This is a genomic window from Sporosarcina sp. BI001-red (assembly GCF_003384035.1).
Taxonomy (GTDB): domain Bacteria; phylum Bacillota; class Bacilli; order Bacillales_A; family Planococcaceae; genus Sporosarcina.
This window is the reverse complement of the sequence record NZ_QQAK01000015.1, coordinates 104888-129973: the sequence shown is the minus strand read 5'-3', so window position 1 is coordinate 129973 and position 25086 is coordinate 104888. Positions and strand designations below refer to the sequence as shown.

The 25086-nt window shown below is 43.1% G+C and carries 20 protein-coding genes and 1 riboswitch; of the genes, 9 read left to right on the top strand and 11 right to left on the bottom strand.

From position 1 onward, the window contains the following. Positions 1–92: 92 nt before the first annotated feature. Positions 93–824 carry a MerR family transcriptional regulator gene (locus DVB69_RS15050; protein ID WP_116019933.1) on the bottom strand — a complete coding sequence of 244 codons (732 nt, stop codon included), beginning with the start codon at positions 822–824 and terminating at the stop codon, positions 93–95. A gap of 354 nt (positions 825–1178) precedes the next feature. On the opposite strand from DVB69_RS15050, the gene DVB69_RS15045 reads away from it, so the two are divergent. Then, on the top strand, positions 1179–2774 hold the full coding sequence (locus DVB69_RS15045) for an aspartate:alanine exchanger family transporter (RefSeq protein ID WP_116019932.1): 1596 nt from the start codon (positions 1179–1181) through the stop codon (positions 2772–2774). A gap of 24 nt (positions 2775–2798) precedes the next feature. Here DVB69_RS15045 and DVB69_RS15040 read toward each other — a convergent pair whose 3' ends face one another. The 3 genes from DVB69_RS15040 to DVB69_RS15030 all read right to left on the bottom strand — a co-directional run bounded on the left by DVB69_RS15040 (position 2799) and on the right by DVB69_RS15030 (position 6590). Next, complete coding sequence (locus DVB69_RS15040; RefSeq protein ID WP_116019931.1) at positions 2799–3980, bottom strand: MFS transporter; 1182 nt, start codon at positions 3978–3980, stop codon at positions 2799–2801. A 130-nt stretch (positions 3981–4110) separates the two neighbouring features. Further along, positions 4111–5796: a DUF2207 domain-containing protein gene (locus tag DVB69_RS15035; protein ID WP_158541107.1), complete on the bottom strand. Its 1686-nt coding sequence runs from the start codon at positions 5794–5796 to the stop codon at positions 4111–4113. A 149-nt stretch (positions 5797–5945) separates the two neighbouring features. Beyond that, positions 5946–6590 carry an HAD family hydrolase gene (locus DVB69_RS15030; protein ID WP_116019929.1) on the bottom strand — a complete coding sequence of 215 codons (645 nt, stop codon included), beginning with the start codon at positions 6588–6590 and terminating at the stop codon, positions 5946–5948. Between the two features lie 175 nt (positions 6591–6765). On the opposite strand from DVB69_RS15030, the gene DVB69_RS15025 reads away from it, so the two are divergent. The 4 genes from DVB69_RS15025 (at position 6766) to DVB69_RS15010 (ending at position 10506) form a co-directional block, all read left to right on the top strand. Then, entirely contained in the window at positions 6766–7413 is a 648-nt protein-coding gene (locus DVB69_RS15025) for an MOSC domain-containing protein (RefSeq protein WP_116019928.1), read from the top strand. Positions 7414–7484: 71 nt separating this feature from the next. After that, positions 7485–7594, top strand: a riboswitch (TPP riboswitch). Positions 7595–7686: 92 nt separating this feature from the next. Continuing rightward, the gene (locus tag DVB69_RS15020) at positions 7687–8256 is read left to right on the top strand and encodes an ECF transporter S component (RefSeq protein WP_116019927.1); all 570 of its coding nucleotides are present in this window, start codon (positions 7687–7689) and stop codon (positions 8254–8256) included. A gap of 5 nt (positions 8257–8261) precedes the next feature. Further along, positions 8262–9755: an ABC transporter ATP-binding protein gene (locus tag DVB69_RS15015; RefSeq protein WP_116019926.1), complete on the top strand. Its 1494-nt coding sequence runs from the start codon at positions 8262–8264 to the stop codon at positions 9753–9755. Beyond that, a complete protein-coding gene (locus tag DVB69_RS15010) occupies positions 9733–10506 on the top strand; it encodes an energy-coupling factor transporter transmembrane component T family protein (RefSeq protein WP_116019925.1) in 774 nt (257 codons plus the stop codon). The genes DVB69_RS15015 and DVB69_RS15010 overlap by 23 nt, the downstream gene beginning before the upstream one ends. A gap of 538 nt (positions 10507–11044) precedes the next feature. On the opposite strand, the gene DVB69_RS15005 is transcribed toward DVB69_RS15010, so the two are convergent. Genes DVB69_RS15005 through DVB69_RS14995 form a run of 3 tightly spaced genes read right to left on the bottom strand, consistent with a single transcriptional unit; the run spans position 11045 to position 14989 of the window. Then, positions 11045–13663: a YfhO family protein gene (locus DVB69_RS15005; RefSeq protein WP_116019924.1), complete on the bottom strand. Its 2619-nt coding sequence runs from the start codon at positions 13661–13663 to the stop codon at positions 11045–11047. Next, the gene (locus DVB69_RS15000) at positions 13660–14040 is read right to left on the bottom strand and encodes a GtrA family protein (RefSeq protein WP_116019923.1); all 381 of its coding nucleotides are present in this window, start codon (positions 14038–14040) and stop codon (positions 13660–13662) included. Before DVB69_RS15000 ends, DVB69_RS15005 begins: the two co-directional genes overlap by 4 nt. Continuing rightward, a complete protein-coding gene (locus DVB69_RS14995) occupies positions 14018–14989 on the bottom strand; it encodes a glycosyltransferase family 2 protein (RefSeq protein WP_116019922.1) in 972 nt (323 codons plus the stop codon). The genes DVB69_RS15000 and DVB69_RS14995 overlap by 23 nt, the downstream gene beginning before the upstream one ends. Positions 14990–15248: 259 nt before the next feature. Between DVB69_RS14995 and yfkAB the strand changes: the two genes are divergently transcribed. Further along, a complete protein-coding gene (yfkAB, locus tag DVB69_RS14990) occupies positions 15249–16361 on the top strand; it encodes a radical SAM/CxCxxxxC motif protein YfkAB (protein WP_116019921.1) in 1113 nt (370 codons plus the stop codon). Positions 16362–16396: 35 nt separating this feature from the next. Then, a complete protein-coding gene (gene guaD, locus DVB69_RS14985) occupies positions 16397–17758 on the top strand; it encodes a guanine deaminase (protein ID WP_116019920.1) in 1362 nt (453 codons plus the stop codon). A gap of 100 nt (positions 17759–17858) precedes the next feature. Here guaD and DVB69_RS14980 read toward each other — a convergent pair whose 3' ends face one another. Together DVB69_RS14980 and DVB69_RS14975 are read right to left on the bottom strand one after the other, a co-directional pair. After that, the gene (locus DVB69_RS14980; RefSeq protein ID WP_116019919.1) at positions 17859–19811 is read right to left on the bottom strand and encodes a Na+/H+ antiporter; all 1953 of its coding nucleotides are present in this window, start codon (positions 19809–19811) and stop codon (positions 17859–17861) included. 69 nt (positions 19812–19880) lie between these two features. After that, the gene (locus tag DVB69_RS14975) at positions 19881–20513 is read right to left on the bottom strand and encodes a TetR/AcrR family transcriptional regulator (protein ID WP_116019918.1); all 633 of its coding nucleotides are present in this window, start codon (positions 20511–20513) and stop codon (positions 19881–19883) included. A 166-nt stretch (positions 20514–20679) separates the two neighbouring features. Here DVB69_RS14975 and DVB69_RS14970 point away from each other — a divergent pair, with 166 nt between their 5' ends. Together DVB69_RS14970 and DVB69_RS14965 are read left to right on the top strand one after the other, a co-directional pair. After that, complete coding sequence (locus DVB69_RS14970) at positions 20680–21855, top strand: YhgE/Pip domain-containing protein (protein WP_116020004.1); 1176 nt, start codon at positions 20680–20682, stop codon at positions 21853–21855. Between the two features lie 74 nt (positions 21856–21929). Continuing rightward, positions 21930–22424, top strand: a complete 495-nt coding sequence (locus DVB69_RS14965; RefSeq protein ID WP_116019917.1) for a DinB family protein — start codon at positions 21930–21932, stop codon at positions 22422–22424. A 72-nt stretch (positions 22425–22496) separates the two neighbouring features. Here the strand turns inward: DVB69_RS14965 and DVB69_RS14960 are convergent, their stop codons facing one another. Further along, positions 22497–23621, bottom strand: a complete 1125-nt coding sequence (locus DVB69_RS14960; protein WP_116019916.1) for a DHHW family protein — start codon at positions 23619–23621, stop codon at positions 22497–22499. 39 nt (positions 23622–23660) lie between these two features. After that, positions 23661–25085, bottom strand: coding sequence for an MBOAT family O-acyltransferase (locus tag DVB69_RS14955; RefSeq protein ID WP_116019915.1), 1425 nt, complete (start codon positions 25083–25085; stop codon positions 23661–23663). Position 25086 lies beyond the last annotated feature (1 nt).

Sequence of the window (25086 nt, the reverse complement as noted above, 5' to 3'; positions counted from 1 at the left end):
CAACTAGTGTCAAACTATTTTGATTCATCATAAGACAATGACCCTACGAGGTCAAACTAAAACAGGTACCTATTAGAAGGTACCTGTTTTAGTTAGTTATTACGTCGTGCGAACTCTTTCATCGCATTGCGCATGAAACTGGCAAGCCCTCCGCCAAACTGATCGATGTTCGTTGTGAATCGTTCATCTGCCACATACATCTCCCCAAGTCCTGCGAATGCTTCCAATGAGTACGTACCGATCGTATTCAAAAACTGAAACCACTTCCCAATTGCTTTTTGGGCTTCCTCCGAGTCCGGTTGGAGATGTCGTACGTCAGCAAGGCGTCTGTAAATCATATTCATTTTTTCCTGCTGCTTACCACCGAACTGTTGTAACTTCTTACTCGTTTCATCCACCACTTCATCCCCCCACCGGTCTCGCGCTTCCTGTTCATAAGGATTTAAGTTAAAATCGAATCCTTTGAATCGCTCTTCACGTGTCATCGTCCCTTCACCCTTTCCTTCTTTTATCGTTTGTTCAATCGTTCTGATCATGTCGTCGAGTTGACATCGCTTCTGATGGAGCATCTGTTGCTGACTAACTAACGCTTCCAGTCGATTGAATGATGGATTCGTCAGTATTTCTTTAATTTGTTTCAACGAAAAACCAAGTGCTCTGTAAAACAGAATCTGCTGCAGCTCAGCAAGATTTTCGTCGGAGTAAACCCGATATCCCGCTTCACTTGTTTTTGCAGGAATCAATAATCCTAGTTCATCATAGTGATGCAACGTTCGGACACTTACGCCTGATAATGCTGCTACTTCTTTCACTTTCATACCCATCCTCCTTTCCTATGATCAGTGTAAAGGCTGACGTAACGTAAGAGTCAACAGTAAAAAGGAGACTGCTTATTTTTATAAGCCGCCTACCTTGAAGATTCATATTCGAACCAATAATAAGCCTGAGCTACTCAGATAACATTCGTGAAGTAGATAAAGATCACTCTCCAGCAACGTATACCCGCGTGAGTTGAATTACACTAAATCCTTTTAAACTAATATCCATGTGAGATCAGATTGTGATGGAATTCAACGGAACGGATTGCTGAATAGTTCCAATTCCTAATTCTCATGGTCCCATTTCTTATGTCGATTGCAGTATACTTAGATTATATTGTTTCTTATCGAGGTGATTATATGGAGTTTCTTCACTCCTTACTAGACGAGCCACTAATCTTATTATTCATTATACTATTTCTTGGCTCCTGGTTTGGCTCCCTTTCTATTAAAGGTCTGAACTTAGGAGCAGCTGGAGTTTTGCTAGTGGCCATGGTATTTGGACACTTCGGTTTCGCGATTTCACCCGTCATCCAAAACTTCGGACTAAGTCTATTCATTGTCGGCATCGGATTACAGGCTGGGCCGAAGTTTTTCCGTATGCTCCGATCAAGTGGCCTGATTTTTGGGATTCTATCGTTCCTAATCATCCTCTTTGCGGTGGTAACGACGATCGTGGTCGCGAAAGGGCTCCACTTGGATCCGGCGCTAAGTGTCGGACTAATGACAGGTGCCCTTACGAGTACACCTGGTTTAGCCGCGGCCTTGCAAGCAACTCATGATCCCCTTGCATCTGTCGGTTATGGGATTGCTTATCCATTCGGAGTGCTGGCCGTCGTATTATTCGTCCAGTTATTACCCCGCATCGGGAAGGTAGACTTACAAAAAGACTTGGAAGATACCGCAAACCCTATTCGAACGGTAGGTTCTCCCGTACTCACTACGCTTGAAGTGACGAACCCGATGCTTCATAAGAGCAGCTTGAGCGAGTTAAATTTCGCTCCTTATGACGCCGTTGTCAGCCGGGTCATCCGTGATGGTCATACGATGATTGCGTTAGGTGATACGATATTGCTAAATGGAGACAACTTAGTGGTCGTTGGCAACGAAACGAAGCTTGAGGGATTGACTGCCTATATTGGCAAACCTGTCGATACAGATTTAGACAATCCCGACAATGTTCATCTTCGTAAAGTGACTGTCGATTCTGATGAAGTCATTGGAAAAACACTGAAAGAACTCCGTTTACGTAAAGATCACGGGACGACTGTAACACGTATTACGAGGGAAGGGATCGAACTGACGCAAAACCCGAATTTGCCATTGATTCGAGGGGATGTGTTGACGATTGTCAGCACGGAACAACGGCTTGATGAAGTCGAAGAACTATTCACCCGTAAGAAACTCACCATCACGAATTTGGATATCTTCTCAATAAGTGTCACGTTACTGCTTGGTGTATTGCTCGGGATGGTTCCTATTCCAATACCAGGTCTTGGCACCATTAAGCTAGGAACTGCGGGTGGTCCGCTCTTTGTTGCATTAATCATCGGGCATTACGGCAAGATCGGACCGATTCACGTACGCTATTATGGTCCTTCCAATCATGTCATCCGCGAGCTAGGTTTGGTGTTGTTCCTGGCGGGTGCCGGAACGACAGCAGGTGCCGGCATTGTAGAAGTGATTCAGACTGAAGGTGTGAAGCTCATATTTGGCGGTGTTCTGATAACACTAGTCCCTATTTTTGCTGGCTATTTCGCGGCACGGAAATTGCTAAAACTAAGTGTCGTCCACTCCCTAGGCGGACTTTCGGGTGGTATGACAAGTACACCAGCACTTGGTGCGCTGAACCAGCTCATCGACTCGGAAGACCCAGCGATTGCCTATGCAGCTGCGTATCCATTCGCGCTTATACTCGTTGCGATCGCCTCACAACTGATTGTGTTCTTCCTATAGAAAAAGACCCTATACATCCACCGCTTACAACGGCTGGTGTATAGGGTCTTTTGTTACGTCAGGTCTACGCATCCAAACGAATGCGAGTATAGCTCCTCCTATGAGAACGATTGTTGCGAAATAGAAAGGATAGTCCAGGTTAATATCGAACAGAATTCCTCCTACGATCGGGCCGATCATATTCCCGATGCTCGTGAACATGGAGTTCATCCCTCCAACAAAGCCTTGTTCATTCCCAGCAATTTTAGATAAGTAGGAAGTCGCCGCTGGACGGATCAGGTCAAATCCGACAAATACGACCATCGTTACTGCTAAAATCGCAAAATACGAACTCACTACGGTCATCGCTCCAACTAAAATAGCGGATAAAACTAAGCACAAGTAAATGAGCTTCTTTTCACCTATCCGTTTTGCGAGTCGGTCGAACAGGACAACTTGTGCAATGGCACCGACAATTCCACTTCCCGTAATAACAATCGCAATATCTGCAGGTGTGAACGCAAACTTGTGATCGACGAACAGGCTAAAAATGGATTCGAACGCTGCAAGTCCGAATGATAAGACAAAAATCAGAAGGAAAACGATGAAGTATATGGGCGCAAAAACCCGAGTCAACCCCGGTTTTTTCGTATTCATCGTTTGTTCATATTGACGGTCAGGTTCACGTAACATAATTAGCGAGAAGATTGCGGCAAATAGTGCCAGACCCGCCGCGAAGAAAAACGGAACCCGGGTACCGAGAGTCGCGAGAAATCCGCCTACTCCTGGTCCTAGGATAAAGCCAGTGGAAATCGCTGCGGACATATAGCCAAGCGCTTTCGCCCTAGTTTCATTTGTCGTGATATCTGCGATGAACGCTGTCACTGCTGGCATGATGAAGGCTGCACTGATCCCACCGACAATTCGGGATGCAAACAGCACCGATAACGTTTGACCAATAGCAAACAATAGTTCAGATGCACTGAACATGACTAATCCTATGACAATCATTTTCTTCCGTCCAATTGAATCTACCCAACGTCCCGATAACGGTGACGCTACAAGCTGTGCCACTGCAAAGAAAGCGACTAAATAGCCGACTGTTTTTCCCGAGAGGTGCAATTCATTCATCAACGTTGGCATGACGGGAATCACAAGACCTATGCCTAAGAAAGCAATGAGCAAATTGGTTAGCAACAACCATAAAGTTAGGGATGGTTTTTTCATTAAAATACGCTCCTACAGCCAGTATCGATCCAAAATAATATATTTCTTCATCTTATCACGGTTATGGCAGGTTACCTAGCTAATTGTTTTAACGAATACATTGGTTGTGACTAACTATTGTCAGCGCGCATTAAAAAGCTCCGGCACCACCACCGCCGCCTCCGACTCCGCCGCCTCCTCCCCCAGATGATGAAGATGTTGTCGATGCAGCAACTGCACTACCTGCCCGATTCAATTGCGTGTATGCAAGCGTACCGATTGGGAAGTAGTACATAATCGGCAAAACACCCCCTCGTTCGTATGTGGAATCTGTTGAAAACAATTTCTTTTCATCTATTGTCTTTGTACCAATCCCAAAAATCACCGCACGCTTCTGGTCATCATCAAGTTGTTCATTCAAATCTGATTCTGTCACCTCTGGCAATCGCTTCTGGAAATCTTCCCATTGATACTGAAGCCCATGTCCCTTGACTGTTTTCGGACCGTACAAAAACCCAAATAGTACGAGAATGATACTAGGGAATATTAAAAACAATAGCCACATAGGTTGGTTATAGATTCCAAATGCAATCATAGGTGCGATCAGTAAAAATCCTGCTATTGCGGATAAGACACGGACTCCTTTACCGCCGCCCTTCAACTGGTTCTCATCTATTTCCTTATAAATAGACTTCTCCCAGGCAATTTGCAATTTATTGTATTTAGTGACTTCCTGTTGAACTGATAGTTTGTCTCCTTCCAACACTTCCAAATCACTGTAGGAAAACGTATCGCCGCTGCCAAAACCATCGAATAACCATTCAATGAGTAATCGTTCGTGCTCATACTCCGTATCCCGATTAATTACACGAAATGCATCTTCTCCTTCTCTTTCAATGTATCCTTTTCGAAGAAGTTCTAATAATGCAGTTGTTTGAACTTGTGTACTTTTCACATGGGGCACCGTGTATCTAAGCGTTGAAGGCAAGCTCATAATCGCCTCTGGAACAAAATAGGCTTCCGGATAATCCATCATTGCTATCGCTCGACGTTTGTTTTTTAGTTGCTTGACATATACACCTATAAGAAGCAATAGCAGTACAGCACCTCCAAATATGAATGGCGCCACCTTCCCCGATAACTTGTGCATCTTGTCAAAACGAGCTTGAGCCGCTATGAGTGACGCTTGCTCCTTTTCCAATTCGGGTCGTACTTGTTTGTCACTTGTACGTACAGCTCCTGGAAACAGTGCTTCGTCAACACCTACACGTACATCTGCATTTGTCCCAGCTGATACTTCACCGAGATTAAATACAACCGTTCCCTCTTCATCCGTCACTTCAGATCCACGGGCTGCATTATACCCCATCGCAATCACGTCTTCCGTTGCTTTAGGTGGTCGAACGGTGATCACTACGTTTTCAAAGTCCGTTTCGTTACGGTCATCAAAAAATGGCCAATAAAATTGTGCCATGTCCGCGTATTTTTCTACACCTCCTACAATTGTGTAGGTTAATTCAATAGCGACAGTCTCATCTTTTGCCTTCCGATGAATTTTATAGTTGCCGTTCTTCCCTTCGATTTTTAGGGGTTTCCCATTCTCTTCAGCATGAAGGTCACTGATTTCACTACCTTTTTTCGGATATAGATCACGGGTGATCCCATTGAAGTCACCATCGAATTCGTATGTCAACAGTTCCTTCACTTGTACATTCCCATCCGTTTCTAGGTGTGCATCAATCTTAAAATCGTTGATTGTGAAGTCATCTGCAAATGCTGGAATCGGGAAAACGATCAGCAATACCAACATCACAACACTTAACAATATCTTTTTCACGTCCATCACTCCCTTTCTTCTCTTACGAATGTTCACCGTAATAGTTTCAAAGTTCGAAAGACTTTTCTGTTTACATGTCTCTTTCCCTAAATTCACCAAAATAAAAGCGTCCCATCCATTTTCGGATAGAACGCTTTCGACATCTCTATTTATTGCTCCAATAGCCGATAGTCAAAATCAGCAAACGACTCAATGAGCTGACCTTTTTCATGGAACGACAAAGAACGTGTCACATCGTTCGGGATAATTAAGCAATGCACACCTGCGCTAATTGCCGCAATCGATCCGTTATAGGAGTCTTCCACTGCAATTGCTTCATCTGCCGTAACACCTAATCGTTTCAATGCCACGTTGTAAATCGCTGGATTCGGTTTCACTTCTTCAACATCGTCCGCTGAAACTATAATGGGGAAGTACTCTATCAAGCCATACTTATTGAGAAATCCTTCAATCCAATTACGATTTGAACTACTCGCAACTGCAAGGAGCACACCACGTTCTTTCAATTGCTTCACAGTCTCTAAAAACCCTTCCCGCAACGCCAATTGTTCCCGAATTGTTTCAAACCGGCTATTGACCTGATCATAAAAAACAGTGCGATTCATTGGTACATCCAACGATTGGTCGATAAAATCAAACAAGTCTCCATCCGTTGACCCCACTACTTTCACGAATTCTTCCAACGTCAAATTGAAGCCATGCTGTTCCTTCAAGATTTCTTGATAGATATCAAACCAAGCTGATTCTGTATCAATGATCGTTCCATCAAAATCGAAAATAACTGCCTTCTTCACTCTTGTTCCTCATTTCTTCATACGAAGTAATACTTCTGTCCCTATTATAGGGGCTCAGACTCATTTGGTCGACCCATACTCTTGGATTCGTTTTGTTATCAGAATACTGTCGTTAATCTTTCTTTCATTTGTTATACTTAATCCATAACCGAGTAAATAGAAATGAGGAGACTACATGCAATTAGTGACACTAGCTACGGCCTTACCTAAGCAAATTAGTACTGCAAAAGGAAAAGAACTCGTCACGGGCATTTGTAAGGAAACAATTGAAGAAGCATTCTTGTCCGTTGATGGTTTCAAGGGCGATGATGTAGCGGATAAAAAACACCACGGTGGACTAGATCGTGCGGTTTGTCTATATCCTCATGAACATTATTCTCAATGGAATGAGGAGTTTGGATGTGTACTTCCTCCCGCTGCGTTCGGAGAAAATATCACAGCATCCGGAATGACTGAAGCTGAGGTTTGTATTGGCGATATCTTTACTTTAGGAGACGCTATCATACAAGTAACTCAAGGAAGAGTCCCATGCAATACAATTGATCAGCGACTTGGATATCCAGCGATGAAGGGCATGATTCAGACAGGATTCACAGGCTACTTATGCCGCGTTCTAAAAGAGGGGCTTGTTCGGTCAGATGCTCAGATTACGTTACACAAAAAAGATCCCCATGGAGTCACAGTACTTGAAGCCAATACAACGTATTTCCACAATCCAAAAGATGTCGAAGGACTCCGTCGTGTGCTAGCAATTGAAGCACTCGCTGGCGATTGGCGTGATAAGTTCGGCAAACGCTTAGAAATAGCTTTGGCGAACAGGTAGTATCTTAAACTGTTAGGTGAGAGAGAGGTTGCCAGAAAATTTGTACTGTTGTATACTCGAGTCACTTACATAACTGACCGTACGGGTGCTTGAGTGAATCAGGCTGAGATAGCAGACGAATCCGCTGCTGACCGCATCTGATCTGGATAATGCCAGCGTAGAGAGCCGTGATCTGAGGATCATTTGGGTACCCGGGAACCCACTCCTCGACCGTCTGCGCTTTCAGACGGTCTTTTTTTGTGAGAACACAAGCAAAAAAGGAGTTGGAGTTCCATGAAAAAGTTAACATTCACCGATTTACTCATTACGATTATGGTAGGTGTCGTATTTGGGATCCTTATGAAGTTTTGGGATGATCTTTATACGGTTGTCAAACCGATGATGCCTGTTGCGCGACAGCTGCTTTATGGTATGTGGTTCATGACTGGCGTGTTTGCATTTCTACTCATCCGTAAGCCGGGTGTTGCATTGATTGCCAGTATTGCAGGTGCAGGTCTTTCTGCATTTATCGGACATGGGTTGGAAGTTCTAATTTACGGGTTTGCTCAAGGTTTAGCTGCAGAATTGCTGTTTGCGGCATTCCGTTATAGAAAGTTCTCTATGGTCATTGCGGGGGTTGCAGGAGTCTTCTCATGTGCTGCGAGTTTCGGGCTGGACATGTTTTACGGATATGCTGACTTGGAAACTTGGGCGCTCGTTGTAAAATATGGATTGCGCGCAATTAGTGCATTCATCTTTACGGGTGTATTTGCAGTACTCATCGTTCGTGCACTCGAAGCGACAGGTGTTACTCAATCCATACGACCGGTAGCGAAAGAAGAGTATTCGCTGCTGGACAGGTGATTTGAATGAAAACTGCGATAACACATCATCGAGAAGCCGCATTCAGTATGACGAAGTTGCGATTGAAGTTTCCTGGAGAGGAAACCTTGTTATTCAAGGACCTCTCCTTCTCAGTTCGTAAAGGTGAAAAAGTGCTGTTGCTCGGTCCTAGCGGCTGCGGGAAGTCAACGCTGCTGCAAGTTGCCAGTGGCATCGTCCCGAATTCCTTTGAGTTACCAATGAAAGCAGAAGCACTTGAGCTCCCGGATTCATGGGGATTTGTCTTCCAAGATCCCGACACTCAATTTTGCATGCCTTATGTAGATGAAGAACTCGCATTTGTATTGGAAAACTTGAACGTGCCACGCGAAGAAATGCAAGTGCTAATTGTTGCATCGCTGGAACGTGTCGGCCTTCATCTAACTGACTTACACACTCCAATTCTTGAGCTTTCTCAAGGTATGAAACAACGGCTAGCCCTTGCTTCTGTGCTACTGATGGAGCCGGAAGTGCTGTTTTTGGATGAACCTTCTGCCCTTCTAGATCCTGAAGGTACTAAGCAAATTTGGACATCCATCCAAGCCGCAACAGCTGAGCAGACTGTCGTCATTGTGGAACACAAGATTGAGCAGATCGCTGAGTGGATTGACCGTGTCGTTCTGTTTACGGATGATGGAAAGATAGCAGCAGATGGTCCGCCTGATTCGATTTTCAAAGATTATAAGGAAGAACTCATTCGATATGGCATTTGGTATCCAGGAGTATGGGATGACTATTTGAATTCAAAAGTATTTAAGACGTTGAGTGAGAATCGTTCATCCACAAGTACGGTTGAAGTTCTTCACGCGGAGGAATTCAACGGGTATCGCGGTAAGAAATCCGTTATTCACGTGCCAAGCGCATCTATTCGCCAAGGTTCTTGGGTGACGATTTTGGGAGAGAACGGTTCTGGTAAGAGCTCGCTACTGCTTTCTCTTATGCAGTTATTGAAAACGTCAGGTGCGTTGCAAGTGAATGGCGAGCCTATCGTACAAAAGAAGCGTAGGAAAACACTTCCTGCTGGACTATCGCTCGTCTTCCAAAACCCGGAACTTCAGTTTGTAACGAATTCGATTACGGATGAATTGACGATTTCGTTGATGAGTGTTTCGTCTACTGAAGCGAATCACCATGCAGAAGAAATGATTGAGCTGTTCAACTTACCCGTCTCAGGTAACCGCCATCCCTATCAGTTATCGGTTGGTCAAAAGAGACGCTTGAGCGTCGCAACTGCGCTAACTTCATCCACCGACATTTTGTTGTTGGATGAACCGACATTCGGTCAAGATGCTCGCAATACGTTCGGGATGCTAGAAAAGTTGGAGTCGTTGCGGAGGAATGGCATGACGATCGTGATGGTAACACATGATTTAGAGATCGCATCACATTTCGCGACAGATATTTGGACAGTTTCGGATGGAGAGCTCGTTTCATGCACGCGTAAAGGGGGTGTTGCGGATGCCCGCTTGGTTTACGCCTAATCGAGAAACATGGCTATTTCGAGTGAATCCGGCGTTGAAATTCATGATTTTTGTTTTGCTGCTACTCTTTACGCTGTTCACTAGGAATTTAGCCTTTGTCAGTTGGCTAGCTGTCCTATTCGGGATTCTACTCTATGGATTCAGTGGATATCCGATCCGAAAGTTAGCACTACTTTCAATTCCACTTATTATCTCTTTTGCCTCTTCAGCGTTCACAATGATGCTGTTCGGTAAAGGAGATACAGTGATCTGGCAATGGGGACTCTTTAAAATTTCTGAAGAGAGCATACAGCACGGATTGCTACTCGGTACAAAATCGTTAACATTCGGGTTTGTCGGTTTTACATTTCTACTCACTGTGCAACCGGTACTGTTCTTTTACGCGATGATGCAGCAATTCCGATTACCTTCAAAATATGCGTACAGTTTCATCGCATCGATTCGCTTGCTCCCTGTTGTGGTCGAGGAGATTCAAGTACGGAGTAACGCACTGAAAGTTCGCGGCATTACGTTCTCTCGTGGGATGAAGGGTTGGGGCGAACGGATTCAAGCATACGCAGTACCTCTATTTGCACAAAGTATTCGCCGTGCGCAGCGGATTGCTATTGCGATGGAGGCAAAACAATACCAGATGGGCGCCGCCCGAACTTACTTCTACCCGACTTCATACAGTCGGATGGATGTGGTGTTTATCGGCGTAATTTCCGTGAGTATAGCTAGTGTTTCGATGGTTGCGTTTGTGATGAATTAAGTGAAAACAGGAGCCTCCCGGTGATGGGAAGCTCCTGTTTTTGTTAGGATATTTCAATAAAACGACTTCGCGGAGGCGAAGCTCCCTTTAATTTGTTTTTAAAGTGCTTGATTGGTCGCGAAATTGTGTGAAGTTGGCGTTTGGCTTACTCCGCGAGTGGGGTTGGATGGGATGCTACTTTGCGTTTATGAGCGTTTTGCGTGGTTTATGAGCACTTTGCAGAGTTTATGAGCGTTTTGCGTGGTTTATGATCACTTTCCTAGGTTTATGAGCGCTTTCTGTGATTTATGATCACTTTCCTAGGTTTATGAGCGCTTTCTGTGGTTTATGAGCACTTTCCTAGGTTTATGAGCGCTTTCCGTGATTTATGATCACTTTCCTAGGTTTATGAGCGTTTTCTATGGTTTATGAGCACTTTCCGTGATTTCAGAATAAGGTAAGGAACTTCATCTAGTAAGTTGAATTGGTTATAGGACGAGAAATCATTTACCAGAGATCCGATAAGTAGATCGCCTATTACGAGAACATCCCTTCCGCATTAATTAGCGGAAGGGGTGTTTCTCTTTTTCCTAATCATCCAGAAGAGTGTTCCTATTAACGCGAGTAAACTTACAACCAGAGATACTCCGAAATAAGGGGGCCGATATGACATTTCAATTGTATTGGTACCCGCCACTATCGGTATACCCGTAAACGCATAATTCGCTTTCAACACAGACACTTTTTTTCCATTCACTTTAGCGGTCCACCCTTTTTCAAATGGAACCGGCATGATCGCCAGACTGTCTCCATTTGAATTATCCAACTGTACAATTACACGACCGCCTTTCCACTCTACGATTGGTTCAGAAGTCTGTTTGGCTTTCCGCTCAGCCTTCTGAAGTGTGGAATAATCCTCAGCGTAAAGAGCTAAATCACTTAATGTATACGTCCCTTTAGGCACACGGATTCGAATCGTTTCTTCAGATGGGACCCGGATCGTCATGTCATTGACACGCGTGCGGTATATCGAATCCGACCGTTTACGTGTCGTTTTGTAGTCATTCACTTTGAGTTGAAAGCCTATGTCTGAAGTTGCGCGCTCTAAGTGAAAAGAAACATACACGTCTTCTTTCAGAAGACGGACATCCGACACTTTTAAATCGATTCCGCCATTCTTTCCTGTCACTACAAGTTTGTCATCTTCATACGTAGCTTGGATAGGATGAATGGTCACCTTGTCCATTACATTTTTCGCAACTGGAACAGATTCTGATGATTCATCCCACCCATCCAAAATTACACCATCTAACATCGCGTGCTCCCGAGCAATCGCAGGACTTTTCGCCAACTGTTCTTCTGTATAGACCGTATTCGTAGTTCGGACAAATGGTAGACGGTGTTCGTTTTCAAACGCTTTGAAATCACCCTTTTGCGCGACTTTTTCAAAACCGAACGGAACCGGATTCCCCTTATCTGAACGAACCGTATATCCTCCGTTCAGTAAGCTATAGAGGTTCGTTCGTCCGCCAAATCCCGCATATCGACTGACACTCTCTCGTCCCATGTCGATCGATAAGTCGTCTAAGTAAAAATGCAGCAAGTGCTGATTTAAAATACTCGAGTAAATACTTGTCCCTAAAAAGTCCTGGACAATCGGTGTGTTGTTGCGTGTACCAATCATCCAATCGATTCTTGTGAGTGGATCTTTTTCACGCGACGTCAACTGCTGGACCAGTTCGCGTGATTCTTCCCCGTTGTAGGCTTCACTCTTGAAAAAGGACTGCGGAATGCCTTGTCCTTGAACTTGCTCTACTTTCTGATGATTTCCTGTGAGCTTTTCCTCTTGAAACATGTTTACTGTGACTAAACTGGAACCGATAATCACGATCCACAATGCAATATCCCAATGTTTAAATTGCCGAACAGCAGCAAGAATTGCAACTGCACAAGTTAGCAGTGCCATCACAACTAAACTGTCAGCATACAAACTTGGCTTACCTTCCAATTCCATAATTGAAAATAGGTAATAAACCACGATTGTCCCGAACGCCCCAATTACTACATGCTTCAAGTAGATTTCCTTCCAATTCTGCATTGCGACAGCTGCCAATCCACCTGCAACTAACATTAGCATGTGTTCCCATCGAAATTGTGGTGCGGATAACCCATTAAACACACTTCCAACTGCAGGAGATGCGTGAAGAATTGCTAACAATACGGTCATAAGAGCAAATAACCCAAATGCTTTCTTTTTATACAATGGAAATAGAATTAGGCAAAGGATCACAATAGCAGGTAAGACCACTAACTTCCCATCGGATAAAATATTCTCCGTCATATCGAACAGTGGAATGTCCCCTTCAAATGGTGGTCTGAAGTTATTCAAATACCCGTAAACAGCCGGAACAAAAAATGGACTACTGATTGCTGCTCCAAGCACCCCACCTAATAGAAATTGTATGATTTGCTTCGTCCGCTTCAACTCACCCTCAACCAAAGGGATAATCCATCGAAAAACTATGTAGATCAACGTTAGCAAGAAATTAATATAGGCAAAATAGAAATTGTCGATCATGCTGAGTGCTACCGCGGCAATGAACCAACCTGGTTTCCCGTAGCGCATAATCCGTTCTGCACCGATGAGTAATAGTGGTAGAAAAATAATAGCATCTGCAAAGAACTCCCAATACGTCACATGGCGGAAGTACAAAATACTAACTCCATAAATAGTTGCGCCGATATAGGCGAATCGTGTTTTCAAACCGATTAAGCGAAAGAAAACTGTTGTGATTAGCAGAATCACAGTCAGCCGAATGATACTGACAAACACAGTTACATCTGCCCAGTGTTGAAGTCCAGGAGTAGTCAGAACCCCTATCCACTCTAAGACTGCTGTAACTAAGGCAGTTAGTAAAAAGACTATGGATGTTGAAAAGTAATAACCTAGTTGTGAAAAAGTTCCGCCCCCTAAGCCAAAACGTTCTGAGTAAAAGAAGTTCCCGTCACGCATGGATTCATAAAGAAAATGTTTGAAAGGAATCATTTGTGATAAGCCGTCGTTCGGACCTACCACGTAGCGTCCTTGCATCCATTCTGACAACATGAACCAGTGTGCAAGTATTGCTGTAATCACACTCACAACAACAAGTCCGAGCCAACTTTTTTTAGTCATCATGCCGCCTTCAGCACCTTTCCAGTCACAACGAATGTCACAGGAACTGTAATGATTAACGCCCCCAGAGGCGCAATGCTACTGCTCACATGCAATCCGTCTACTAGAATGTAGAGCAACACAGCAGTCACCACGATATTGACAAGTTGAGTCACCGGGTATATTAAAAACTTTTTTAGTGTAGGTTTCACTTTATAGGTCACATAACTATTCAAGAAAAATGAAATAACCATACTTAAAATGACAGCACTAAAATGAGAGATCATATAGGCTAATCCAAGCCCTTTTAATCCATACAAGTAAAACGCATAGTAGGTGGCTGTATTAATTACGCCAACAATGGCGAATGTGATGAATTCACGAACTTCGAATTTTGGCATGAGAGACTGGTTTTCCTTTCACCGCTTCGCTTGTCCGTCGAACGAGGTAATGCGGGCGTTTTTTAGTTTCATTGTAAATCCGTCCAACATACTCTCCGATTATGCCTAAGGATAACAATTGGACTCCACCAAGAAAGAGGACTGCTGAAATAGTCGTGAAATAACCGGGTACGTCTACACCGTTTCTTGCGATATCAATTAACGTGATAAAAATATAGCTAATAGCTAAAAACATGCTTACCAAACCTGTATAGAAGCACAATCGCAATGGCTTCGTATTAAACGACACGATACCATCCACTGCATAGTTGAGCAATTGCTTAAATGACCACTTCGTTTCACCATGCTGTCGTGTGACATTATCATAACAAATCGTCTTCTGTTCCAATCCAATCCATGAATACAACCCTTTGGAAAAACGATTTCCTTCACTGAGTTGCAACAACGAATCGACCGCGCGACGGCTGAGCAAACGGAAATCACCTTCGCCATCATGTAACTCGACATCGATCGTTTTGTTCACTCCCCAATAATAAGCACGCGACAACAAGGACCGAATAGGAGAATCTCCTTTCCGATTTCGCTTCGCAATGACCTGGTCATATCCCTCTTCATATCCACGAATTAATTGGGGTATCAATTCTGCAGGATGCTGCAAATCGGCATCCATCAAAATCACGGCATCCCCTTTTGCATACTCAAGACCTGCCAAAATAGCAGCCTCTTTCCCGAAGTTTCGGGTAAAAGACACGTATTCAACTTCTGGATAATCGATAAGTGCCCCACGAATTTCATCCATCGTTTTATCGTTGCTTCCATCATCGACAAATAACACTTCATAAGACAATCCACTGAACGCCATTATGCCATTCAATGCTTTCATCATAGTAAAAATATTGCCTTCTTCGTTATATGAAGGGATGACGAATGAAATGAACACATGTTTCATTCTGTGCACCTGCTTTCTAATTTTGTGCTAACGGCTTTCCTTCTAATACCCGTTTTCTATTGAAATATCACTTTTTCCAATAGAATGTGTGTTCATAATTTTCCAATAGTAAAAAAGATGGATACACCTCATAGAATTTCCTCCTTACCGCCCGCTCCTTGAATTTTCAACAAGTTCTGGCAATTGTCTCCTTTATTGCAACGACTCCACATTCAGCGCATACTTAGTTACGTACATTTAGAAGACAGGAGTTTAACCTATGATTTCAACTAAAAACATGATCTCCCAAGATCCTTGGGAAGCTTATTTAGACGTGGATACCCACGGACATCAAGTACTTTCGAGCATTGAATTCACCACGACTTACTTATGCAATATGCGTTGTGAACACTGTGCAGTCGGCTATATGCTGCAGCCAAAGGATCCTGACGCACTTCCGATAGAGTTGCTTATCCAGCGATTAGAGGAAATTCCTCATTTGCGTACAATCAGCTTAACAGGAGGGGAGCCGATGTTTTCCAAACGGTCGGTTGAACGATACGTCCTGCCCCTCCTTAAATACGCACATGAACGTGGCGTTCGCACACAGATGAATTCCAATTTGACGATGCCTCTCGAGCGTTATAAAATGATCGCACCCTTCCTCGATGTTCTTCACATTTCCCATAACTGGGGTACTGTTGAAGATTTCGCTGAAGGCGGGTTCGCGAATATGGAACGCGTTCCTTCGTTTGAACGACGTGCAGAGCAATTTCAACGGATGATTGAAAACAGCCGTGCACTGGCAGACTTAGGCGTGATGGTCTCTGCAGAAACGATGTTAAATCGCAGAACACTTCCTCACTTACAAAAAATCCATGAACAAGTAGTACATGAAATGAAGTGCGCACGACACGAAATCCATCCGATGTACCCGAGTGATTTTGCTTCAACACTTGAAGTCCTCTCTTTGGATGAAACTCGCACGGCGATAAAAGAGATTCTTCAATTCCGTGATCCTTCCACTTGGATGCTGTTTGGAACGCTGCCTTTCTATTCTTGCAGCCCCTCAATAGATGATCAGGAATTATTGGCTCAACTTCGGTCAAGCTCTAACGTGTCTGTTCGAAACGATCCCGATGGACGATCCCGCTTGAACGTTAATATCTTCACTGGTGATGTCATTGTGACTGATTTCGGCGATGTGCCACCACTTGGAAATATTCAAGATGGCAATCTCCCTGATATGTATGAAGCATGGCAACAGCACCCACTAGCGAAATCCGTTAGCTGCCATTGTCCAGCTGTTCGTTGTCTTGGTCCAAACTTACTCGTGAAGAATGCGTATTATAATGATATCGACTTTACAAATAGGGAAGCCGTCCTGGTATAATTGTCTCTATTAGATAAAAAGGGGATGTAACGTTTATGTATTCAAAAGTTTTCTTAGCTACCGCATTTTCAAGCAAGTCACAAAAAGAGGTAGAAGTTTTGAAAGACTGCCTATTTTGCATTGACGAACATGGCATAATCAGCCGTATTTTACGCCCTGACCATGGCGATTACGACAAAGTACTCAATGAATATGTACATACGCATTCTTTCCAAAAAATTGATGATGGGTCCTATTTACTTCCAGGATTTATCGACTTGCATATACATGCCTCTCAATGGGCACAAGCTGGAACAGCACTGGATATTCCCCTTCATGATTGGTTAAGTACGTATACATTCCCTTCTGAAGCGAAATTTGCAGACCTCGACTATGCGAAATTAGTTTATGAAGATGTAGTGAACACGCTTCTAGCTAACGGCACTACTACTGCCCTTTACTTTGCTACGGTTCACAAAGAAGCCAGTGTCTTACTTGCCGACATTTGTGCAAAGAAAGGACAACGCGGCCTAGTTGGAAAAGTGGTTATGGATTTAGCTGAAGAGTGTCCTGACTTTTATCGAGACGCAGACACTCAGACTGCTTTGCAAGATACTGAGGAATTCATCCTCGAAGTAAAGAAAATTGCCGAAACGGCGAAGCAAGGCGTCTATCCAGTTGTCACACCGAGATTCATCCCGACATGTACAGATAAAGTTCTTGAAGGTCTTGGTGCGCTTGCAGCTAAGTATGATACACATATCCAGTCACATTGCAGTGAAAGTGATTGGGCCCATCAGCATGTGCAGCAACGTTTTGGAAAGAACGATGCACAAGCGCTTAACGACTTCGGATTGTTGCAGGACAAGTCTGTCATGGCCCATAGTAATTTCCTATCAGATGATGATGCAAAGTTGTTCGCTGAAACCGGTAGTGCGATTGCTCACTGCCCAGTATCTAATGCCTACTTTGCGAACAGTGTAATTCCCATTGCAAAATTTGCTAGTATGGGCGTCGATATTGGCCTAGGATCAGATATTTCTGGTGGGTTTTCACCAAGTCTGTATGATAATTCACGTCAAGCAGTTATGTCTTCACGCATGTTAGAAGATGGTGTCAATCCGGACGTGTCTGCAGAAGAACGCGGAGTAAAAGATTCGCGCATAACGATTGCAGAAGCATTCCACTTAGTTACTGCTGGTGGTGGCGCAAGTTTAAGTTTGCCAATTGGGCGGCTGGAAGAAGGGTATACATGGGATGTTCAGCGTATTGACACGACAATTCCAACTGCTAAGCTTCCATTGTTCGATCCTAACGAGCCGTTACTCGATATTTTCCAAAAGATGATGTATTTAGTTCGTCCTGAAAATATTCGTGACGTTTGGGTCCAGGGTGAATTGGTTCATTCTCGTAAGTGAAGGAACTGCCAGTTGTTTGACCCTAGTTAGTTTAATTACAAAAGGGCTGTCCGCAAGTCAGTAAATACTGACTTGCAGGCAGCCCTTTTTTCCTCAATGTTCAGTCCTGTAGTTGAATGCTACTTTCAATCGCTAACAGGTTTTCTCGATAGCGTCTCATCTCACTTCTGGATATATCTCCTTTTTCAAATGCCGTCTGAATGTAACTTCGTTCAGTATGAAGGGCAAAGTCGATCCACTCATGCAAATGATGAGCTGCTTCTCTTGGTAAACCATAGCCACCCATTCTTTCATAATTCAACAGGAAGGCTTCGATTAGCTCTGCTGAGAATTGACCATCTTCAAGTGATTTCAATTTCTCAGTTATGAATTGACCATTGCTTTGCAAAAGAATCATCCGCTGTTCTTTGCGTTGATCTGATGTGAGCGGTGTCAAATGCATTCCTTGAAGATGTCTTTTCAAAAGCCGGCTGTAAAACGCGTTCACTCTGTACTTTTTTTCTTTCGTAATTTTATAAAGTCTTTTGTTCAACCTTCTTAGAACCGGGAATGCAAGTTGGATACGGATACGATCCCGCTTTACTAACTCCCGTGTATTCTCCAGCTGCCAATCCATAATCAGTTGGCGTAGTTTTCGCTCACTATTGTTCATTTCCTTTAAATTACTGAGAGAAAAAATTCGATCGTTGTACATCCTAATCACTTTGCCGATTGCACTCTTGTTCTCGCTAGTTCGATTTTTCCTTAACTCCTTTTTCACCTGGCGAAGCATCACAATTTCCCACTCAGGGTCATGTTGATATAAAGTTCCTTCGACCTTCGGTGCAAAAAAGTGTAACGTGAAGTTAGCCAGCAACAGGGTTAATAATATGACACCCGCAGCGATGAACAGCAACAAATCACGTCCCGCGAACGGGGTACCATCACTTAAAAATAAAGGAAGAGACAACACACTGACTAATGTAATGGTTCCCCTTACTCCAGAAACTGTATAAAGAAAAGTATCCTTAATTCTTCTTTTGCTCACAAGTTCCGACGTTTTCTGGAAGTTATTGAATAGGACAATCCACAAGAACCGCAATCCGAGCAGTACTGTTGTAATGGCCAAAATATAGCCAAGCAGCGTGATAATATTATGTTGTTGGTCATTTAATATCGCTTGCAAGATATTCGGAATCTGTGTCCCGAGTAATACAAAAACAATTCCGTTCAAACTAAATGTGATAACTGACCAAGTGTTCTTGGACAGTAAATTCAGCTGTGCAATTTCGACGTTCAACTTCTTATAGCTGAGTGAGTGGACAATACCACCACTTACCACTGCTAATATCCCATTGACTCCCACTTTTTCTGCAATAACAAAAATTAGAAATGGCAAGAGGACCTCCATGAGAATAAACGATGTGCTATTTTCAATCCCGAGTTCGCGAATTCGTCTCATCAGCGCGATTTTCAAAAAACTCAACACGGCGCCAAGTAAAATCCCGCCTATTGAAATGACTATAAAAGTGGTACTCGCATGGAACAGTGAAAATGTTCCTGTCATGAGAGCAGCTACTGCAAATTGAAAGGATACAAGACCTGATGCATCATTAATCAGAGATTCACCTTCAAGTGTATGCATAATCTTGTGGGGAACTTTCACTTTTTCTGCTAGTGCACTGACTGCAACTGCGTCTGTAGGCGCAAGTGCAGCGGCGAGAGCAAACGCAGCCGCTAATGGGATGGATGGCAGCAACAGATGAATGAATGCGCCTAGCAAACCGACAGTCACAAACACAAGACCTAGAGAGAGAGACAAAATTGATTTACGCTCTCGCCAAATTGCTTTTTTATCTACATTCACACCATCATTGAACAAGATCGGGGCAATGAATAGAAGCAGGAACAGTTCTGGACTTAACTCCAGAGAGTGATTGGTTAACGGAATGGCTAGTACAATCCCTAAAACGATCTGGATGAGCGGAATTGCAATCGTTGGTAAAAACCGATTGAGTATATTGGAAAGGAAAACTGCGCTCAACATGAGCAATATGACTTCAAAGATCACCATTTCTTCACCTTCTTCATGTGTACACTATTTTGGACTTTGTTATCAGACTTATCCCAAATAGCTTGTTACTTATTTTTTCTCTTCGATAATTTCTTTCAATCCTGCTACATAAGCAGGTCCGAAATTTGAGATATTAGACAATAAAAGTGCCATTTCTTGTGGAGTTCTATCCATTCCACGTCCAAGCCATTGTTGTATAACTCCTAGGTGGGCTGAACTGACGTATGAGACCAGATAATCCATAGGAACAAGCATCTTTTCGGGTTGTGTATATCTAAGGAACTTCTCTAGCATCTTTTTTTTAATTACTTCTTTTACACGTACCTGGAACGCGCTATTTCCATTTGGTCCGAGCAATACCCGGATAAACTCATAATTCTCTTCCATGTATTCAAATAGCTGAATGATAAAAGGAAATGGTTCATCCAAATTAACCTGATCATATTGATTGAGTGACAAGTTCCCCCACACTTCATCCGCAATTTTTTCCATGTCTTCAAAAAGTTCATCCTCACTTTTTTCAAGAAGATCATATTTATCCAAATAATGCAGGTAGAACGTTCCTCTATTAATATCCGCCCTTTCCGTCAAATCACGGACTGTCATCGCTTCAAACCCTTTTTCCTCCATCAACTGTGCGAAAGTCTCTTTAATTTTTTGTCGTGTCCGGAGAATTCGCCGATCTATCTTTTTCTCAACCATTTCACTCACTCCTTTTAAAGAAGTTCTTGAACAGTTTCTCTCTTACTGTTCATTAATGAACATACTGTTTAAAGATGACGATTGCATGCTTCCTACAACTGATTATACTATACACAGAGATGAATACACAACACAGTGTTCATTAAAAGGAGGAGTTACCATGAATGTGTTCAAACATAAACTAGTTTTCATTTCCCCAATTATCATCTTAGCGGTGATTACGCTCTTTTCGCTAACGATGATTCCATCTGTCAGTCCATCTCCAAAAGAATTGCCCATCGCACTGGTCAATGAAGACACGGGTGTCTCATTACCCGATCAGTCCCAAGTTAATATGGGGAAACAGATGATAGAAAGGGTCCAATCACAGTCGGTTCCAGGTAAAGTTGCACCTGTCAAATGGATCTCTGTTGACAGTTTAGCCAAGGCTCAGAAAGGGATGAAAGACAAGGATTATTACGCTGCATTTGTCATCCCTAAATCCTTCAGTGAAAACCAGCTATCTTTGCAGACCCCCAAACCCATGTCACCTGAGATACAACTGTACATTAACCAAGGGATGAACTCCCTGGCTGCCAATGCAGCGGGACAAATACTCGATGGCATCGTTGAGGGAGTTAACGAAGGTGTTCGGACTCAACTGTTGAGTTCGCTTAGTGCCGGTGACGCAAAACTAACTGTAGAACAAGCAGCAATGATTGTGGAGCCCATCCATAAAAAAGTGGTCAACGTAAATCAGATTGGAACAAAGAGTGCAAATGGAAACGCTCCAGTTTCATTATTCCAACCCGTGTGGATGGCTAGTATCGGCGGAGCCGTTCTCGTCTTCTTTGCTCTACAAAAGAGTTTCTTAACCGGAAGAAAACAAAAGTCAGCAGGGATCTCTGCCGCGATAGGAATCGGTGCAATTATGGCATTGCTTGCAGGGTTCTGGACCACTTGGTTTGCAAACTCCGTCATTGGACTTGCGATTCCAAATTTCTCAGATACGGCCTTGTTCATCTCACTCGCCTATTTCACGTATTTCCTACTGATTTCTGCAGTACTTTCCTGGCTAGGCATGAAAGGTATTCCGATCTTTGTTCTGACCTTATTTTTTGGTTTGCCGCTACTGGCGATGCCAAAAGAGTTTATGTCTTCTTTCTATCAAGATTGGGTCAATCCTTGGCTTCCTATGCGTCCAATGATTGACGGTCTAAGGGACTTGTTATTTTTCGGCAAAGGATTCGAGTGGAGCCATTCAGTTGAAGCATTAACATTTATCGCAATAGGCAGTCTCCTTGTGCTTTGTGGCTCCATATTAAAAAAAGATCGTCGTCTACCAGAACAACCAATTGGCTGATGTAGTAGTCTGAATGTTTCACACCCACTCTAGAATGGTATAATAAGGTACTGACGTAATTAAGGAGTGAGTCGATGAAAGTCAATGACGAAGCACGCGCTAAATTACTACAAGAAGTGAACTATTTAACTGACGAAGAACTCAATTGGAAGCCTTCAGAGGATAGATGGTCAGTCCGTCAAGTACTTGAACACTTATACTTAATGGAGGGCGGTATCGTCCAAACCATTCAGAACCAACTTACAAAAGGGGAACAACATGAAACAGCTACTAAACCAATTGAACGGGCTGTAGATCGGTCTACAAAAGTAGAAGTGCCTGATTTTGCAAGGCCAGGAAATACATTTTGTACACTTGACGAATTAAAAGAAAAACTCACAGCGTCCCATAAAGTACTCGAACAAATTGAATCTACGGTTCCTAAAGGGCAACTAGAAGCTAAGTCTTATCCCCACCCTGTGTTTGGTGACATGAGCTTAGCACAATACATCCCATTCGTCGGGTACCATGAGCTGCGACATATCGAACAGATTCAAGAAGTAAAAGAATCTATGAAAGCAACAAAATAAGCACCTCGTTGTGAAATAAATGAGAGAAAGGCCGAGACGCTGTTAACGACGTCTCGGCCTTTCTTTGCACTTTTATTGACGTAGCCAAATCAGATTCTGGTCTTCTGCAAAATTAGCGATGTTATAGACAACTAATACGTCCTGAATCCCTTTCTCTTTAACGATCTGCGCCATGCTCCGATGATCATAGCGCAAATCAACCATATAGATTTCTTCAAAATGATTTACTAGAAAAGGAACTAACGCATGAGCATATGAGTCTTTGATGATCATTAGTTTCCGCCCATTTTTCACATTGGAATGGATCGTCACAGCACGATGATTGCCACCTAAAAACAACGAATACTGATCACGCTTTTCAAGAAACTCCCATGCATACAGTGAATCCCTTTCCGATTCACCATCGTCTATATCGACGTCATAGGATACATGGAAATTCGGCTCGAACACGTCGATTTTATCTGCAGCAATTGAGGGGTCATTTGCCTTTGCATCATACGTACCCCTGAAGGTTTCAGATACAGTCCGAATGGTAAACTCATCTGTTGGGAGTGACGTCATCCCCATCTTTTCCATTGTCGCGCGGTAAGCTACATACGCCCCATGTGTCGTCCAGTGATGGTCCGTATGGAAATAGATCGGCTGTTCTTTTGCTGCTTTTAATGCAGCGGTTGCCTCTATCCAGCCGATGTCCCCTTTCACTTGTTCTTCAACGCGTTGAATAGCATCTGTTTCACTAGCTGTTTGAGCGAACTTTGGCAACTTTTCAGGATACATTTCGATAGAGGTCGTGGCGAGTAACCCATACACTGAAACGCCTTTTGTCTTCTCTAGAAACTTTGAGATACTCTCACTATTGGCATCGAGTTGCTCTGAAGGTGAGACAAACTTCTCGAACAAATAGCCATCGTCCCCAAAGTACACGCCATTGTTATCCTTTTTCAACATCGTTTTTTGAGCAGATGCTTTGATGCTCGTCCAAAAACGTTTATGAACAAACTGATCACTCAAGTAAGTTTCTACATCTTTTGTAAACGCTCCTGTTCTGATCCTGTCCAGAGACACTTTTGGAAATTGCATGAGTGGGCGGTTTTCTGCCTGTGAAAACGATTGGTCTTCTGTAAGCAGGTTCATACAGGCAATGGAACTAATAAAAATGATGAATACGACAATCATTATGGTATTCAATCGTTTCAAAGTTCTTCCCCTCCTGTCTTGCTCAAATTTCAGACTGTCTTAAAAACGGAAGTAAAGAAATGGATTAAACGAATCGTCGACTAAGTAGGCGGTCGATAGCGTTAGAATCGACATGAAAAAGATCACTTGTAAAGCTGTTTGGATCCATTCATTTTGAATGATTTCACTGCGTTTAACACACCGCTTCCACAGTAGAGTAAACAGCGGTGTTGATAAAAGTCCTGCACCCAGCAACAAAATACCATTCGTATAAAGATCATATAGAAATGCTGTATTGTAGAGTGGGCGTCCTCCCAAGCCTAGCATCACTTGGGCATAGCGAAATCCTTCTTTTATATCTTCAAAGACGAATAACACCCAACTGAACAAGATGGCGATGAGTAAATAAGCATGCTGGACAAAACGCGGGAGTTTTTCCAGCCAATTGAGCAGACCTGCGCGTTCGAGTCCGATCAATACTCCAAAATACAATCCCCACAACACATAATTCCAACTAGCACCATGCCATAATCCCGTCAATCCCCAGACAATGAACAAATTACGATAGAGGACAAACTGCCCTTTCCGACTTCCACCAAGTGGAATGTAGACGTAATCTCTGAACCAGGAACCGAGAGTAATATGCCAACGCCGCCAAAACTCAGAAGCATTCTTTGCGATGTATGGGTAATTGAAATTTCTAGGGAAGTTGAAGCCAAACATTTTCCCTAGACCGATCGCCATGTCCGAATAGCCACTGAAGTCAAAGTAGATTTGGAATGCAAACGCAATAATTCCAAGCCATGCAGCGAATACGGTAAGGTCTGCAACACCCTGACTTTCCACACTCGTCCACAGTTGACCTATCGTATTGGCGACCAATACCTTCTTACCGAGTCCGATGATGAATATCCGAACCCCATCTGCAAATTGACTGAGCTGGAATGACCTATTCATCAATTCTTTCTCGATTATTTCATAACGTACAATAGGTCCTGCAATCAGTTGCGGGAATAAGGAGACATAGAGTGCAAATGTAACGAACCTTTTTTGTGGCCGTACTTTCCCTCGATACACATCAATTGCGTAAGACATTGTTTGAAATGTATAAAACGAAATACCGATGGGGAGTGGTAAATCCAGTGGTTCAATGCCTGTTCCAATGATGGAGTTAATACTTCCAATTAGAAAGTCAGCATACTTAAAAAATGATAAAACAGCTAGATTCATAACGAGTGAGGACACGAGTCCCAGTTTTGCATAAAGCGGCCGCTGTTCTCTAAACCGTCCGATAATGCGTCCATGTATGTAATCTGTTAGTGCAGAAAAAATCATTAATGCTATGTAAATAGGTTCTCCCCATGCGTAAAAAAAGAGACTGACGCCAAGCAGTGTGAAGTTTTTGATGGACCGGGGACTGATGTAATAGAGTATGAGTGCTAAAGGCAAAAAGAAAAAAAGAAATGTTAAGCTGCTAAAAACCATG

Bases quoted from the DNA above. Each gene is read 5' to 3' on its own strand.
- DVB69_RS15050 (WP_116019933.1), bottom strand. From the start codon at position 824: ATGGGTATGAAAGTGAAAGAAGTAGCAGCATTATCAGGCGTAAGTGTC.
- DVB69_RS15045 (WP_116019932.1), top strand. From the start codon at position 1,179: ATGGAGTTTCTTCACTCCTTACTAGACGAGCCACTAATCTTATTATTC.
- DVB69_RS15040 (WP_116019931.1), bottom strand. From the start codon at position 3,980: ATGAAAAAACCATCCCTAACTTTATGGTTGTTGCTAACCAATTTGCTC.
- DVB69_RS15025 (WP_116019928.1), top strand. From the start codon at position 6,766: ATGCAATTAGTGACACTAGCTACGGCCTTACCTAAGCAAATTAGTACT.
- DVB69_RS15020 (WP_116019927.1), top strand. From the start codon at position 7,687: ATGAAAAAGTTAACATTCACCGATTTACTCATTACGATTATGGTAGGT.
- DVB69_RS15015 (WP_116019926.1), top strand. From the start codon at position 8,262: ATGAAAACTGCGATAACACATCATCGAGAAGCCGCATTCAGTATGACG.
- DVB69_RS15010 (WP_116019925.1), top strand. From the start codon at position 9,733: ATGCCCGCTTGGTTTACGCCTAATCGAGAAACATGGCTATTTCGAGTG.
- DVB69_RS15005 (WP_116019924.1), bottom strand. From the start codon at position 13,663: ATGATGACTAAAAAAAGTTGGCTCGGACTTGTTGTTGTGAGTGTGATT.
- DVB69_RS15000 (WP_116019923.1), bottom strand. From the start codon at position 14,040: ATGCCAAAATTCGAAGTTCGTGAATTCATCACATTCGCCATTGTTGGC.
- DVB69_RS14995 (WP_116019922.1), bottom strand. From the start codon at position 14,989: ATGAAACATGTGTTCATTTCATTCGTCATCCCTTCATATAACGAAGAA.
- yfkAB (WP_116019921.1), top strand. From the start codon at position 15,249: ATGATTTCAACTAAAAACATGATCTCCCAAGATCCTTGGGAAGCTTAT.
- guaD (WP_116019920.1), top strand. From the start codon at position 16,397: ATGTATTCAAAAGTTTTCTTAGCTACCGCATTTTCAAGCAAGTCACAA.
- DVB69_RS14980 (WP_116019919.1), bottom strand. From the start codon at position 19,811: ATGGTGATCTTTGAAGTCATATTGCTCATGTTGAGCGCAGTTTTCCTT.
- DVB69_RS14975 (WP_116019918.1), bottom strand. From the start codon at position 20,513: ATGGTTGAGAAAAAGATAGATCGGCGAATTCTCCGGACACGACAAAAA.
- DVB69_RS14965 (WP_116019917.1), top strand. From the start codon at position 21,930: ATGAAAGTCAATGACGAAGCACGCGCTAAATTACTACAAGAAGTGAAC.
- DVB69_RS14955 (WP_116019915.1), bottom strand. From the start codon at position 25,085: ATGGTTTTTAGCAGCTTAACATTTCTTTTTTTCTTTTTGCCTTTAGCA.